The following is a 15,432-nucleotide window of genomic DNA, read 5'->3' as shown; positions in this document are numbered from 1 at the left end:
TCCCTCCTACAGAGAGCATAATTAACCTGCCAGCATCTTCCTCAACACTTCTAAACCTATCAAGCCAGGTGCTGTAGAGTTGAGTATATATTCGGAAAAGCCAACCTCTTGCTTTCTACTAAACCACTGAAACAAAGACTCAACTTCAGCTTTAACTATCTGCTCCCCGACATTTCTGTCTGAGCCACTTAAAGTCAGTAGAGAGTTAATCCCGGCCATGCATTCCACATATTTATACCAATCATTACCTTCCCCCTCAGCGATGACCTCCATATAGCATGCTAAATCGCCAATTAATTCGTCGAGCTGCGCACTCTCCGAATGTTCATATTGGCATTCCCGCCCAATCGGAGGCGCACCCACGAGACTATACCCACGAGCGGCCTTACTTTCTTTGCTCAACCAGCAGGGAATTTGCTTAGCTATCCTTTCGGCAACAGCTAAAACCGCCGAGACATCACCTTCTTTGAGCTCAATTTCAATCTCGGATATCGGCCTAACACCAGTAGCGCCCCTAATCTCACCAACGTCTAAAGCGAGCTCAAATACGCTTCCGCTAGCCTCTATCATCCATTTGATACGCTCAAAGTTGGTTTTAAATACAGGCCCCAAATCCCCCAGATCTATATTTTTGACAACATCAATCCCTGAAAGTTTCGAAACATCCAACTTGTTATCTGATAATTGCCAGTTCCACTCATCGCGAACATGCAAGCCAGCCGCATCTCTCCCCCCCCCTTTTAAAGTTTGCTCCCATGCACCTCCTAAATTCCGCAACCTCAAGGCAACCCTTGAGCGCTGCATAGCAAAATCAGGGGTATCGTAATAGACGTTTTGGAGTATTGTGTTTGAGCTTGGGCTTCCCCAAATAGCCATGAGATCAGAGTTCGTTTTTACCAATCTCTTTCGCGGAAAAGAAAACTTAAGCTCGACTTCTTTCATGATTCCCCTCTGTAAACTCACTATGAAGTTTTAGTCTCTCCAATTTTTTCGCGCAAAAAAAAAACCGGCTCTATGAGCCGGCTTTCTTTCTGAAAATGCTTTCAGACAATATTAAAACGCGTAGGTTGCGCCAACATTGAAAGTTTCGACGTCAGTGTCGTCACCACCGCCAGCAGGTTCTAGAGTTTTCAGATCATATTCAACATATACATACATGTTGTCAGACAGGTTGTGCAGAGCCTGAAGTGTAATTTCGCTTGCTTCTTCATCGCTTTCAAAGTCAGCAAAACCATAAGCAGCAGCAAACTGAGTAGCGCCCATAGTGTAAACACCACCAAGCGCCCAGAAATCAACATTCTCGTCTTGAGTTTCGAACTGACCGATTACTTTAAAGTCGCCGAATTTATATGAACCAGACAAACCGATTACATCTTCACCACCGTCCAGATCATTGATGGCATAACCCAATACAACCTGAAGTGCTTCCATTTCATACTTAGCAGCGACAGAAGCAGTATATTCTGAGCCACCTTCCAAGGATTTGGTTACACCAACGGTGAAACCACTAAAGCTAGGGGAATAGTAGTGCAGAGTGTCGCTCTCCGCCATTCCTGCCACGTCACCTGCAACACCCACTGATTCGAACAGGTCAATTTGGTCAACCCACTCATAAACGGTATCTTCAGAGCCAGCCAAAACTGTACCGAAATCACCTTTAACACCGATATAAGCCTCGTCAAACTTCTCGCCTAAACCTGTGTTAGTGGCTTGGTCATCCGCATCAAAATGAAACTCTGCTTTGAAGAAACCTTCAACGCCAGGCATAATTTCATGTTTGTGTTTGAAACCGATAGTAGACCCATTATCAGCAAAGTCAGTGTTACTGGACTCACCAGCACCAGTATCGACATTTACATATGACTGAACTAACTGAATGTTACCGTAAACGGTAGGCATAGAGTCCAGACGTGCAGCCAGCTCAGAAGCTGGATCCATCGCAAAAGTGGTAGAAGAAATCGTTGCAGCGGCAACAGCTGAAGCGATCAAAGTCTTTTTCATTTCGTCTTCCTTTTGTGTGTTAAATCAACTTCTTTCGAAGATTGATGGTTAAAAGCCACATTTTTCTTTATTTAGGCAAAAAAAATTTTGCCAATTTATAGTTCGTGATTATGTCAACTCAATGACATTTTTCAATCCGATGTTTTGTCTATATCAAAGCCTCCTTTTTCGCCGGACCCCATCAGTTATCAAATGTTGATAGACTTTCGCAAATCAGGCCTCTTCACAGAGGTCTACATTTCTTCACTGAAGGTCAGCCAAAAAGGCTTAAATTCCTACTCTATCAACAACTTACCATCAAGATTCTGATAGTTTTTTTTGCAGAGAGGCAAAAAATCCTTACAAACAACGGGTTATGCAACTTTCCTAAACAAGAAAATTAATAACCATATGTAATACAACGTTGTCGTTTTTGCAACCAAAAAGTGCCTTTAAGGCATCTTTTTTTGTAACAAAAAATCAATTTTTCAAATCCTAAAAAGGCTAGATGATTCGCCCCAAATAAACAATTTTTTTACAATCAATAAGTTAAATCAACAGCCTTACGGGCTCGTTAATCACCTGACATTGATGTGACCTTCTTTGCCTATGAAGACATACATAGAAACGCACCAGTACTATAACAAAGGAAATATATTATTGGGCTCCCCAACCCATAGTGGATTTCCGAAACCTGGCCATTGCTAAACCGGCTGGATTTACAGAGGAGACCTCAAGCACAAAATCCTTAGATTTCAACAGTCTTTTACTCCACACGCAACGAAAACGTTGTTGGACCGATATTGGTTAACGTTATCTCCATCTCTGCGCCGAACCGCCCGGTCTGAACACGACTTAGCAATGCCGAAGCCTTCTCCACAAAATGGTCATAAAGCCTTTCACCCAATTCGGGTGATGCGGCAGAAGAAAAACTTGGCCTCATACCTTTTTTCGTATCAGCCGCCAATGTGAACTGTGATACAACCAATAATTCCCCACCGACATCCTTAAGGCTTAGGTTCATCTTGCCATTCGGATCAGCAAAAATACGGTAGCCACTAATTCTATCTAACAGTCTCTCCGCCTTACGTTCGGTGTCATCTGGCTCAACCGCCAATAAAACGAGAAGCCCCTCGTCGATTGAGCCAATTACTTCTCCATTCACTTTGGCGCAAGCGTGCGCAACGCGTTGAACCAATCCGATCATTTATTACGCTCGCGCTTAATTCTTAAGGAACCGTTACAGCCTTTTTAAACATTTGCGGCATTAAAACTGCCTATCACTTAACTGTCAATAGGACTAGCCATTAAGTTTCGATACGCCACCAATCCTATCCGCCATAGAGCCAATAGATTTGATCAACGCATCAACCATCGCAGGATCTCTCACTGAGTGGCCAGCGTCTCGAATGATGTACAAGTCGCTCCCTGCCCAGCTTTGGTGCAAATCAAACGCTCTCGCCAAAGGGGAAATGGCGTCATAACGACCATGAACGATTATGCCCGGGATGTCTTTTAAATGCGCAGCGGAACTCACAGGCTCGTCGGTTAGCTCCTGATAGAAATTACAGCCTAACCTCGCCAATGAAATGGCCTGGTGGGGATGGGTCAACCTATCCACCAAGTCCTGAGAAGGATGCAGAGTGGAAATTTTAGCCACCCAGGCGGCCCATTGTTTTGCGGCCTGTATCTGAAGCAGTTCATTTGAGCCATTCAGATACTTTGAGAAATAACTTAGGACTTCCGCAACGCTCCCCTGCGGGCAATCCTTCATTACTTCGTGCCAAATATCAGGAAACATCTTAGGCGCACCTTCCCGTAACATCCATGAAATACCCGGCTCATCAGCGACAAAATAACCAGAAATCACTACTCCTAACACAGTTTCTGGAAAGGCTCCGGCATATTGTTGTGATAAGAAACCGCCCCACCCCATTCCAATCAGCATCCACTTCTCAATACCTAAGTGTTGTCTCGCCCGCTCAATGTCCTGAATCAGAACATCTGGGCGGTTATGAGCAGTCTCAGCCAAGGGTGTAGATTTACCACAACCTCTCTGGTCGATCATGATGATGCGGAAGCGCTCAGAATCCAGCAGGCGTCGGCAGAATGGGTCAGAGCCGTATCCAGGCCCGTCATGCACAAACAATACTGGCAGCCCGTCTTTATTGCCGGACTCTTCAATATAAATTGTGTGAAGATTATCTACAGGAAGGAAGTGTTCTTTATGAGGCTTTAGTTCTGGGTATAAGGTGAGCATTCGGCTTTTCCAGCATTGTCCTTTAACTCGAAAGAACTATAGCACTCTGCGGAAAAGCCGAAAACTTTCTAGATCACTTTATCCAACTACTTTTGGATTTCAGTCCTTACTACGGTCAGCGCGCTTACGCTCATGCTCTTTCAGCAACTTCTTGCGAATCCTTATGTTGCTGGGCGTCACCTCAACCAGCTCATCGTCTTCAACAAACTCTAACGCCTGCTCCAAAGAGAAACGAATCGGCGGAGTCAGAAGAATATTTTCGTCCGTACCTGCAGCGCGAATGTTGGTCAGCTGCTTGGCTTTGGTTGGATTAACAACCAAATCGTTATCTCGGCTATGTAAGCCGATAATCATGCCTTCGTAGACTTCGATGTTTGGATCCACGAACAGGCGACCACGATCCTGCAGGTTAAACAGAGCGTATGCTAATACTTTACCCGCTACGTTGGAGATAAGAACGCCATTGTTACGCTCAACGTTCACGCCTTCTTTCACAGGACCATAATGATCGAAGATGTGGGTCAGGATGCCCGTACCTGAAGTCATGGTGAGAAACTGAGAACGGAAGCCGATCAGGCCTCGAGAAGGCACAATAAACTCCAGACGTGTGCGTCCTTTGCCATCTGGAATCATGTTAACCAGCTCACCACGGCGCAGGCCCATTACTTCCATGATCGATCCCTGGTGCTCATCTTCCACGTCGATGATCACCTGCTCGTATGGCTCAACTTTCTGTCCGTCAATTTCTTTCACGATAACTTCTGGACGAGAAACGCCTAACTCAAATCCTTCGCGACGCATGGTTTCGATCAATACGGACAAGTGCAACTCGCCGCGACCGGATACGATAAATTTGTCAGGAGAGTCGCCTTGCTCTACACGCAAAGCTACGTTGTACAGCAGCTCTTTCTCCAGACGCTCCTTGATATTTCTACTGGTGACGTACTTGCCTTCTTTACCAGCGAATGGGGAGTCGTTGACCTGGAATGTCATGCTGACAGTTGGCTCGTCCACGATCAACGCCGGCAGTGCTTCCGGGCGCTCAGGGCTACATAACGTATCGGAGATATTCAGCTCATCCAGCCCCGTAACACAGATAATGTCCCCAGCTTCCGCTTCAGGCACGTCCACACGCTGCAGGCCGTGATAGCCCATTACCGTCAATACGCGTCCATTACGCTTGCCTCCATCGCGATCAACCACGACGACAGGCGTATTGGTTTTTACTTTACCGCGGGAAACGCGTCCTATTCCGATAACGCCAACATAACTGTTGTAATCGAGGGCGCTAATCTGCATTTGGAAAGGGCCATTAACATCGACAGACGGCGCGGGCACCTTCTCAACTACCATTTCAAACAGAGGCGTCATGTCTTGTTGCAACGCATCCGGCTCAAGCCCCGCAATGCCGTTCAATGCTGAAGCGTAAATAACAGGGAAATCCAGCTGTTCTTCTGTAGCGCCCAGGCGATCAAAAAGGTCCATCACTTCACCGACGACCCAATCAGGACGGGCGCCAGGACGATCGACTTTATTGACGACAACGATAGGCTTCAGACCGCGAGCAAACGCCTTTTGAGTTACGAAGCGAGTTTGCGGCATAGGACCGTCAACTGCATCGACGAGCAGGAGAACAGAGTCAACCATAGACAGAACACGTTCAACTTCGCCGCCAAAGTCAGCGTGCCCAGGTGTGTCTACGATATTAATTCGGTAATCATTCCACTTGATGGCGGTATTTTTCGCCAATATAGTAATGCCGCGCTCACGTTCCTGATCATTGGAATCCATAACGCGTTCAGCGTCCATGTCCTTGCGGCCTAAGGTGCCCGACTGCTGAAGGAGTTTGTCGACCAGAGTAGTTTTACCGTGGTCAACGTGGGCAATGATAGCAATATTTCTTAATTTCTCGATCACAAAAAACACCTGCAAAATAAACAGTCATGGGCTGAGGGCGCGACATTATAGCTGACGCCTGAATCTTTTTTATACATCTTTATACACCCTCTCGAAAATTTATCTATCCTTAGCCTGATACCAAAATGGTGCACGACGCCCCAAAATCGCCCAGCGCCCTGTTTTTTGGCACCAACTTGGTGCAAACCAATAACACACACGATAGGACTATCCCGAAGGTGTCTCGCAAACCCTTTTAAAAACAATTTGTTATAAGCCAAAAATCTATTGGCAAATAAATTGCTAATCAGGAAAACCAGAAGCAACTGACCATGAGGCGTGATAGTATTTTTGCGCTCGTTAGACTTCCCGGAACGCTCTCCCCTCCACGGGTCTGTTTCATGGTGGCGAGGATTCACTACTGCAGTGTTTCGGTTTCACCTCAACATAAATAAAATCTTACGGAGTAACTGGAATGTCAGAGAAAACTCTGAATCTTATTAAAGAGCACGAAGTTAAATGGGTTGACATGCGCTTTACCGACACCAAGGGTAAAGAGCAGCACGTGACTATCCCTGCTAGCGAAATCTCTCCGGAATTCTTTCAAGAAGGCAAAATGTTTGACGGTTCCTCCATCGCTGGCTGGAAAGGCATCAACGAGTCAGACATGATTCTGCTGGCGGACGACGAAACTGCGGTTATTGATCCGTTCACAGAAGAGACCACCCTGAACCTGACCTGTAACATTATCGAACCCACCACCATGCAGGGTTACAACCGCGACCCACGCTCTATCGCACAGCGCGCGGAAGAGTACCTGAAGTCCACGGGCATTGCGGACACTGTACTGTTCGGACCAGAGCCTGAGTTCTTCATTTTCGACAGCGTAAAATGGAAGTCCGACATCAACGGCGCCATGTACGAAATCTACTCTGAAGAAGCCGCCTGGGTATCTGGCGACGACTTCGAGAAAAACAACGTTGGTCACCGTCCCGGCGTAAAAGGCGGCTACTTCCCTGTACCTCCGGTCGACTCTCTGCATGACCTGCGCGGCGCGATGTGCGCAGCGATGGAATCCATGGGCTTGACCATCGAAGTACACCACCACGAAGTAGGCACCGCAGGTCAGTGTGAAATCGGCGTTGGCGCCAATACTCTGACCCGCAAAGCGGACGAAGTGCAAATTCTGAAGTACTGCGTACACAACGTAGCGCATGCTTACGGCAAGACCGCAACCTTTATGCCCAAGCCTTTGGTTGGCGATAACGGTTCTGGCATGCACTGTCACCAGTCCCTGTCCAAAGACGGCAAAAACATCTTCTCCGGCGACGGCTATGCAGGTCTTAGCGACATAGCTTTGTACTACATCGGCGGCATCATCAAGCATGCTCGCGTACTGAACGCTTTCACCAACCCTTCCACCAACGCATATAAGCGTCTGGTTCCTGGTTTTGAAGCGCCGGTTATGCTGGCTTACTCCGCACGTAACCGCTCTGCGTCCATCCGTATTCCTTTCGTGACCAACCCGAAAGCGCGCCGGATCGAAGTTCGCTTCCCAGACCCATCCGCCAACCCTTACCTGGCCTTCGCGGCCATGTTGATGGCGGGTCTGGACGGCATCCAGAACAAGATCCACCCTGGCGACGCTATGGACAAGGATCTGTACGATCTGCCGAAAGAAGAAGCCATGAACATCCCAACTGTTTGTAGCTCTCTATCACAAGCTCTGGATTACGCAGAAAAAGACTTCGAGTTCCTGACTAAAGGCGACGTGTTCACTAAGGACATGATCGAAGCTTACATTGAGTTGAAGCGTAAAGAAGTAGAACGTCTGGACATGACCACTCACCCGGTCGAGTTCGAGATGTACTACTCTGTATAATCCGTCGCTCAGTTAACTGCGACAGACTCGAAAACCCCGCACTCTGCGGGGTTTTTTTTGGTTCCGCTTCTGCTACAGTTCAAGTAACTGGTCACTTGGGTTGAAGTTATGAAATCTCGGTTCGCTTATATTCTTATTTTTTCCGCGCTTTTTTCTTCTTACTCGGGCTTGGCCTGCGCTGAAATCTACCGTTGGGTTGACGCACAAGGCAATGTGGAATATTCAGACCAGGAGAGAGAGGGCGCAGAGAAAGTCGAGGTCGGCCCAACCGCAACGATAACCATGCCTAAAATGGCGGATATACCCCCCCGCAGCAGTGACGAACCGGAGTCCGCGCCGTCAAGCTATTACGCGACGCTGAATATAACTTTTCCTACCAATGACAGCGCTTTTCATTCCGGTAATGGCGATCTGACGGTCTTATTCACATCAGACCCCACCCTGTATCCCAATCACAGCTACCGAGTTTCGTTGGACGGAGCCCCTGTTGGAACAACCAAGGACAATTTTCTTGAGCTGAAGGGCATCGACCGAGGAACCCATACCGTTTCTCTGGATGTCATCGACAACTCCGGCGTAATCCAAAGCACAACGCCCGTACAGTTTACGATCCATCGCCCCAGTGTAAAAAACTAACCCAACACAACGCACCAAAAAAGAGCATAATTGAAGCCTAGCGCCTCCACTTTGTGCATGACGCGCCATGATCATGCACATCGCCGCCGACTTACTTTCCGCCCAAGCCCGCTTCTGGAGCGCTTCCTGAGGACGTAGCTCACATTTGGGCTACCCGCCCCACGCCTGTGCAGAGAACCCGGTAATTCGCACCGCTTTACCGCAGTTCTGGTTTGGATATTGCATTCACAATGCAAAAATAGGTCAACATTATGCTACCCATCGTTTTTCAGACTCGCTTACTCGAAAATCTGACCACTTCCGTACTGGTTATTGACCCCCAGCAGCGGATTGCTTTTAGTAATTCATCCGCCGAAGTGTTGCTGGAAACCAGTGAGCAAAGGGCCAACGGGGCCACGATAAAAGATTTGCTGATAGAAGGTAGCTCCACACTGACCGGACTGGAAGAATGTCTGCGCACCGGCCAGACCTATACTCAAAGAGAAGCGGAGTTTCTACTGCCTTCAGGGAGTCGTCTCCTGGTTGATTACACAGTCTCTCCCGTGCATATCGCCAGCGACGTTTACGTCATCATGGAGATTCAACCTCGTGACCGCCTCTTACGCATCAGTCGCGAAGAAGAGCTGCTCTCCAAACAAGAAACCTCCCGAATCTTGATTCGCGGACTCGCCCATGAAATCAAAAACCCTTTGGGCGGCATTCGCGGCGCAGCTCAGCTTTTGGATAAAGAACTAAAAGAAGAGGGGCTGCATGACTACACCCGCATCATCATTGATGAGGCGGATAGGCTGCGCAACCTGGTTGACCGCATGCTCGGCCCCAATCGCAGCTTTAAACAGGAACCGACCAATATCCATGAAGTGCTGGAGCGGGTATACAGCCTGATTGAAGTAGAAAGCGCCGGCAAGATAAAGCTCATCCGCGATTACGATCCCAGTATTCCTGAGTTCGCCGGCGACAAGGAGCAGCTTATTCAGGCCTTCCTGAATATTTGTCGCAACGCCATGCAGGCCTTTGAGGACTACACGCCCCCCGGATCTGGCGGCCCGCAAATATTATTGCGTACGCGCCCGCTCAGGCAATTCACGATCGGTCATATGCGGCATCGCCTGGTGGTAAGAGTAGACGTCATTGATAACGGTCCCGGCATACCGTCCGAATTCCTGAATAATATTTTCTACCCGATGGTGAGCGGTCGCGCACAGGGGACGGGTCTGGGGCTTTCCATAACACAAAGCATAATCGGACAACATAAAGGGCTGGTTGAATGTGAAAGCCAGCCCGGCAGTACGAACTTCATCATATTTATTCCACTGGAGCCACTATCATGAGCGCATCACCCAACGTATGGATCATAGATGATGATCGTTCAATTCGATGGGTCTTAGAAAAAGCCCTGGAGCAGGCGCATCTGAATACCCGATCATTTGAGTCCGGGGACGGCGTTCTGCATCGCCTGGAGCGGGAGCAGCCGGATGCGATTATCAGCGACATCCGCATGCCCGGCATTGACGGCTTGAGCCTGTTGGGACAGATTCACACCAGCTACCCGCACCTGCCAGTTATTATCATGACCGCGCATTCGGATCTTGATAGCGCGGTATCCTCCTATCAAAGCGGCGCGTTTGAATACCTTCCCAAACCTTTCGACGTGGACGACGCCGTCTCTCTGGTGAAACGCGCAGTGGCTCATGCGCAGGAACAGATGGCCACCAGCCGCGCGCCCGAGGGAAACTCATTGAGTCAGGATACGGAAATCATCGGGGAAGCCCCCGCCATGCAGGAAGTATTCAGGGCTATCGGCAGGCTTTCCCACAGTAATATCACGGTGTTAATCAACGGCGAGTCCGGCACCGGTAAAGAACTGGTCGCGCGCGCCCTGCATCAGCACAGCCCCAGAGCGGGCAAACCTTTTATCGCTCTCAACATGGCGGCGATACCAAAGGATCTCATTGAATCCGAATTGTTCGGACATGAAAAAGGCTCTTTTACTGGGGCTGGCGGTCAGCGTCAGGGACGTTTTGAGCAGGCCAACGGCGGCGCGCTCTTTCTGGATGAGATAGGAGATATGCCGCCGGATACCCAAACTCGCCTGCTCCGAGTGTTGGCGGATGGCGAGTTCTATCGGGTCGGCGGCGCCACGCCCATAAAAGTGGATGTGCGCATTATCGCCGCCACACATCAAAACCTGGAAAAGCTGGTGCAGGAAGGGCGCTTTCGGGAAGACCTGTTCCATCGGTTGAATGTAATCCGGGTACATCTGCCGAAGCTTAGCGAGCGTCGGGAAGACATCCCTAAACTCGCTGGCCATTTCCTGAAAAAAGCGGCGGAAGAGCTGAATGTCGAGCCAAAGGTACTGAAAACCGAAGCGGAAGAATACATGTGTTCGCTTTCATGGCCCGGTAATGTAAGGCAGCTGGAAAACACCTGTCGCTGGCTCACGGTGATGGCCTCAGGCCGGGAAATTCACGTTTCCGACCTCCCTCCGGAACTCCAGGAGCAATCCAACCACCGTAGCCCGACTCAGGATTGGCAGGAGTCGTTGCGCACTTGGGCCGAGCAAGAACTCAAGAAAGGCAAGAGCAGCCTACTGGATACGGCAGTGCCGACGTTTGAACGCATCATGATAGAAAGCGCGCTTAAGCAAACGGCGGGAAGAAAACGCGACGCAGCGCTATTGCTTGGCTGGGGACGCAACACCCTCACCAGAAAAATCAAAGAACTGGGGATGGCGGGTCACGACGAAAGCGAAGATGATGATTAAGTCTCCCCCAAGTCTGGCGGCAGACGAAACATAAGGGGCCTTCGCGCCCCAGCCCCTACTTTCCTCTAGAAATTCGCCAGCGATTTCGGGCGCTCTATGTAAAAGCCTTGCACATAGTCGACGCCCAGCTTTTGCAGCATCTCCAATGACTCTTTGGTCTCCACTTGCGGGGCAATAATCTCACGCCCCAAGTAGTGCGCCATTTCCGTCATTGAACGAATCATCGTTTGATCATTCTGGTCGGTCGCCACGTCTTTGACAAAAGAGCCATCCACCTTGATCAGATCAACGGGCAACTGCTTGAGATATTGATAGGACGCCATCGCTGTGCCGAAATCACCCAGGCAAAAACGGCAGCCATATTCTTGCAGCTCCACAATAAACTCGGAAACATCGCAGAGATTCGAAATCGCCGCCGCCTCCGTGATTTCGAAGCACATTTTGTCCATGGGGCAGTCGTATTTGGTCAGCCGCTCAAAGATAAACTCCAGCAATCCCTCATCATTCAAAGAGTGACCGGAAAGGTTAATGCTGACCCCGCCCATCGTTTCAATCTGCTGTCGATTCTTAGACATCCAATCCAGCATATGTCCGACCACCCAGCGATCCACCGCCTGCATTCGCTTGTAGGTTTCCGCTGCGCGCACAAAGTCGCCGGCGGGAATCAGGTTGCCGTTGTCATCGTATATGCTGAGCAGTATCTCGTATTGGGCTCCCATCTTGGCGCCGGGATGCAGCGGTATGATTTTCTGACAACGCAACAGGACTCGTTCGTTCTCCAGCTCTTTACCCAAACTCGCCACTTTTGAGGCGATAGCGTCACGCCTGGCGATCAGAGCCCGATCGACATCGAATTCTTCAACGCGATTGCCTCCTTTGCTCTTGGCGCGACGAGCAGCCTCTTCAACGGCCTGCACCATATGCGGCACATCCAGCACGCCCCCGCTGACCTCAACATAACCAATACTCGCAGAGACAGAGAATACATTGCTTTCCCATCGCAGCTGATACTGACGCAGCGCCGTGGTGATTTTCTCCACCGCCGCCGTCGCCTCGCCTTCCACCAGCAACATGAATTCATCGCCGCCAAACCGGCATACCAATGTTTTTGGCGTAAAGAGCGACTTCAATAAACTTGCGATATCCTTTAGCGCCTGATCGCCCGCCTCAATACCGGCGGATTCGTTGATCAGGCGGAACTGCCCAAGACTGACCAGCAGTCCTACAAACTTATCGCCATCACTGGACTGGGAAAGTTTCACCAGCGCCTGACGTTCAAACTCTTTACGCTGAATCAACCCGGTCAACTCATCATGTGACGACGCGTGGCTGAGTTGCTCATAAAGGTCCTGAACCATAGCGTCCAGGCCTTGATCCACCACTGGCGTATCCACCGACTCGTCCGGGGCGGCGATGCCTTTTTGCAGGTAGGCCGCCAGCGTCAGCGCGTCCAGGTCTATCACCTTCATTCCCTGATGGTTCACGAAAACATAACGTGAAAAGCTGCGGCCGACCCAGACCAGCCGAATAAACTCGGCCTCCTTCTCGTCTCGCTCCAGTCTCAGCCAATCCCCGACTTTCAGTTTTTGCGCCCGCATCAGCCAGCGCTGCAAACCTCGTTGCCTGGCTTCGCCCAGTAACTGCACGCCTGGGTCACTGGTTTCTTCCCGATTATCCGGCATGGTCACCATTTCGGGCTCGGCCCCCACACGACGTACGAGGAAACGTTTAAGCTCATCGCGAATGTGGCCGGACGGCATATGATTGGAGGAGATTGCGGAGAGGCCGTCCTGAATAATGCGTAACAGTTCCGGCAAGTTGAACTCGAAACCTGGGTCATTGCCGACATGAATCAGCGTATCCAAAACGCTCAGGTAGTCATACCAGGCCTGGCTGGAAGGGCCTTGCCGAATATAGGTCAGCGACAGCAAATCCCGCCAGCCGCCATTCAGCAGCGTCGCCACCGCCCGCGGCACCTGCTTGCCGGCGATGCGTTGCTCTATTTCGTCAATCACAGCCTGCTTGGCTTCCTCAACTTTCTGCTGCCCTTCCGCCGCTGCTGTGACCCTTTCCACATTCCGGCGATAAAGCAGATTCTGGCGCTCCAGCAATTCATCCAACTCCGCCAGCGCTTCATCAAATACGCCTGGGTCCCGTTCATGATCCGCCTGAATACGATGAATCAGCGTATTAATGCGCTCCAAGACCGATTGACTGTTCCTTCCCCCTTTGACGCCGATCTGCGCAATACGATTGATGACTTTATGCGCCGTATTTTCGTGCTGCTCCAGGAAGTCTGGATTACGCATCAGCAAGCGCAGCACAGGTAGCTCCAGTCCCTTGATCTGCATCTTGGCGATTCCGCTAAGCTTCTGGTTTTTCAAAAGGCTGGCGAAAAATCGGTCCACCACATCCAGGGCCTTGTCCTGCTCCGCGCCAAAAGATTTCAAACCTGCTTCATTATTCTGAAGTACGTTGAACAAGCGCTCTCGCAATCCTGACTCATCAAGGCTGACGCCCTCCCCGGGCGGGTGCTGCTGCACGGACTGCAAGTTGAACAGAATTTCTTCGTTGCGGAACTGGGGCGCTTCGGAGGGTTTTGGAAAAGGGGGCGCCTGCAGCTCTTTTTGCTTCAATAAAGCGCGATTGCTTTCCAGAATTTCAAACAGTTTATTCACCGCCGCGAAGCTGGTTTCCGCATCCGCCAAGTAGCCATGCATATCTCTTTCGCCCTGCGCTCCTGATGGAGGAGGGGCCGGGGGAGTGACAGGCTTGGCGGGCTGCTTGGACTCCTCGTGGTTTGAGCCCATCAACTTTTGACGCAATTGCTCAGCACGCTCTTTGTCCTCCGCACTGAACGGATCTTGCTTGCCCTCGGCTGGCGGTTTCTTGGCAATTTCCTCCTCCGCCTTTTTCTCCGCTTCCGGTGTGCTTAAGTATTTGGACAAATCAAGATTGGGCAGCACGCCTCGTCGAACCAGCAGTTCATTCAGTTCTGCATACACAGGCCCTAATTCGGCCAGTACAGTGCGCTCAAACACTCTCAAGCACAGGCGCTCCGCCGGCAGCGGTAAATGCAATTGCATCAAGGTGTCACGCAAGGCATAACACAAAAGCGGCGGCCCCACCGCGTTGTTATATCCTTTGTGGCAAACCACTCCGGCGGCGTCCAAACGCATTTTCAGCTGCACCAAAACCGCCCGATACGCAGTTTCCGCTTTTGTGACCATGACTTTCAGCGTGAGCCAGTCTTCAAACTCGGACTTATCAATCAGCGATAAATCCGTACACTCCTCTTCCTTTTTCACAGCGCTCACCGCTCGGGGAGTCAGCGCTTGGCCAATATGTTTGAAGAACTGGCTGGAAAAAATTTCATTCTGCTTCGCCAAGGCTATGGCGGCGTCGGCAAGTTGAGAGCGTTGGTTATCCGTAGGCGCAGTATTAATGGCCTCATCGAAACTTTTCGGCAAAGCGCGCAGATAGGTATCAAACAAAGGCGTCAGGTGCTGGTGGATGACCCGCTCGCACTGCCTCATCAACAATGAGGCGGAGTCCGTGGAGCTTTTTGGAGCGCCATGACCAATGTTCTCGGCCCCACATATTCGCAGTAGAGCAGTCACCGCCGCCATATTGCCTTCTGCGAAGCTCCCTCCCATCGCGCTGTCGATGGCTCTCACCACGTTCACCTTCAGCGTATGGTTGCGATTCACGAAAGGATCGATAAAACTCACCTGAATGCGCTGACCGGCGGTAAAGCCGCTATGCTTTAGCCGTTGAGCCGTCTCTGTGGGATAGGTGACATAAACGCCTTCCGGACAGAAATCCGCAATTGTGCATGACAGGCCGCTCAATCCCTTAAAGTCGAGAGAGGCGCTCAACTGAATGGGGCGACGTTGACTCGCACGCCGTTCCTGTTCTCTGCCACTGATTTCCGACATGGGTTTCTGTAGGTTAAGTTAATTAACTAAGAAGGCGCCGGTCGCCGCTATCGCTCCGCCCGCATCAGAGCGCTAT

General features: G+C 50.4%; 10 protein-coding genes. 4 read left to right on the top strand and 6 right to left on the bottom strand.

From position 1 onward, the window contains the following. Positions 1 to 21: 21 nt before the first annotated feature. The 5 genes from HCH_RS32120 to typA form a co-directional block, all read right to left on the bottom strand. Positions 22 to 942: a CYTH domain-containing protein gene (locus tag HCH_RS32120; RefSeq protein WP_011394999.1), complete on the bottom strand. Its 921-nt coding sequence runs from the start codon at positions 940 to 942 to the stop codon at positions 22 to 24. Between the two features lie 111 nt (positions 943 to 1,053). After that, the gene (locus HCH_RS04695) at positions 1,054 to 2,001 is read right to left on the bottom strand and encodes a porin (RefSeq protein ID WP_011394998.1); all 948 of its coding nucleotides are present in this window, start codon (positions 1,999 to 2,001) and stop codon (positions 1,054 to 1,056) included. Between the two features lie 745 nt (positions 2,002 to 2,746). After that, positions 2,747 to 3,187: a D-aminoacyl-tRNA deacylase gene (gene dtd, locus HCH_RS04690; RefSeq protein ID WP_011394996.1), complete on the bottom strand. Its 441-nt coding sequence runs from the start codon at positions 3,185 to 3,187 to the stop codon at positions 2,747 to 2,749. 93 nt (positions 3,188 to 3,280) lie between these two features. Beyond that, a complete protein-coding gene (locus tag HCH_RS04685) occupies positions 3,281 to 4,240 on the bottom strand; it encodes an alpha/beta fold hydrolase (RefSeq protein WP_011394995.1) in 960 nt (319 codons plus the stop codon). A gap of 99 nt (positions 4,241 to 4,339) precedes the next feature. Then, on the bottom strand, positions 4,340 to 6,157 hold the full coding sequence (gene typA, locus HCH_RS04680) for a translational GTPase TypA (RefSeq protein WP_011394994.1): 1,818 nt from the start codon (positions 6,155 to 6,157) through the stop codon (positions 4,340 to 4,342). 454 nt (positions 6,158 to 6,611) lie between these two features. On the opposite strand from typA, the gene glnA reads away from it, so the two are divergent. The 4 genes from glnA to ntrC all read left to right on the top strand — a co-directional run bounded on the left by glnA (position 6,612) and on the right by ntrC (position 11,418). Beyond that, complete coding sequence (gene glnA, locus HCH_RS04675; protein ID WP_011394993.1) at positions 6,612 to 8,018, top strand: glutamate--ammonia ligase; 1,407 nt, start codon at positions 6,612 to 6,614, stop codon at positions 8,016 to 8,018. 108 nt (positions 8,019 to 8,126) lie between these two features. Continuing rightward, positions 8,127 to 8,654 (top strand): DUF4124 domain-containing protein, encoded by a 528-nt coding sequence (locus HCH_RS04670; RefSeq protein WP_011394992.1) that lies wholly within the window; start codon positions 8,127 to 8,129, stop codon positions 8,652 to 8,654. A 251-nt stretch (positions 8,655 to 8,905) separates the two neighbouring features. Further along, positions 8,906 to 9,985 carry a nitrogen regulation protein NR(II) gene (gene glnL, locus HCH_RS04665; protein ID WP_011394991.1) on the top strand — a complete coding sequence of 360 codons (1,080 nt, stop codon included), beginning with the start codon at positions 8,906 to 8,908 and terminating at the stop codon, positions 9,983 to 9,985. Continuing rightward, positions 9,982 to 11,418 carry a nitrogen regulation protein NR(I) gene (gene ntrC / locus HCH_RS04660; RefSeq protein ID WP_011394990.1) on the top strand — a complete coding sequence of 479 codons (1,437 nt, stop codon included), beginning with the start codon at positions 9,982 to 9,984 and terminating at the stop codon, positions 11,416 to 11,418. Before glnL ends, ntrC begins: the two co-directional genes overlap by 4 nt. A gap of 65 nt (positions 11,419 to 11,483) precedes the next feature. Here the strand turns inward: ntrC and HCH_RS04655 are convergent, their stop codons facing one another. Continuing rightward, positions 11,484 to 15,356, bottom strand: coding sequence for a DUF1631 family protein (locus HCH_RS04655; protein ID WP_011394989.1), 3,873 nt, complete (start codon positions 15,354 to 15,356; stop codon positions 11,484 to 11,486). Positions 15,357 to 15,432: the final 76 nt, after the last annotated feature.

Source organism: Hahella chejuensis KCTC 2396 (genome assembly GCF_000012985.1).
Lineage (GTDB): Bacteria > Pseudomonadota > Gammaproteobacteria > Pseudomonadales > Oleiphilaceae > Hahella > Hahella chejuensis.
The sequence above is the reverse complement of the archived record's forward strand: the minus strand, read 5'-3'. Positions and strand labels throughout refer to the sequence as shown.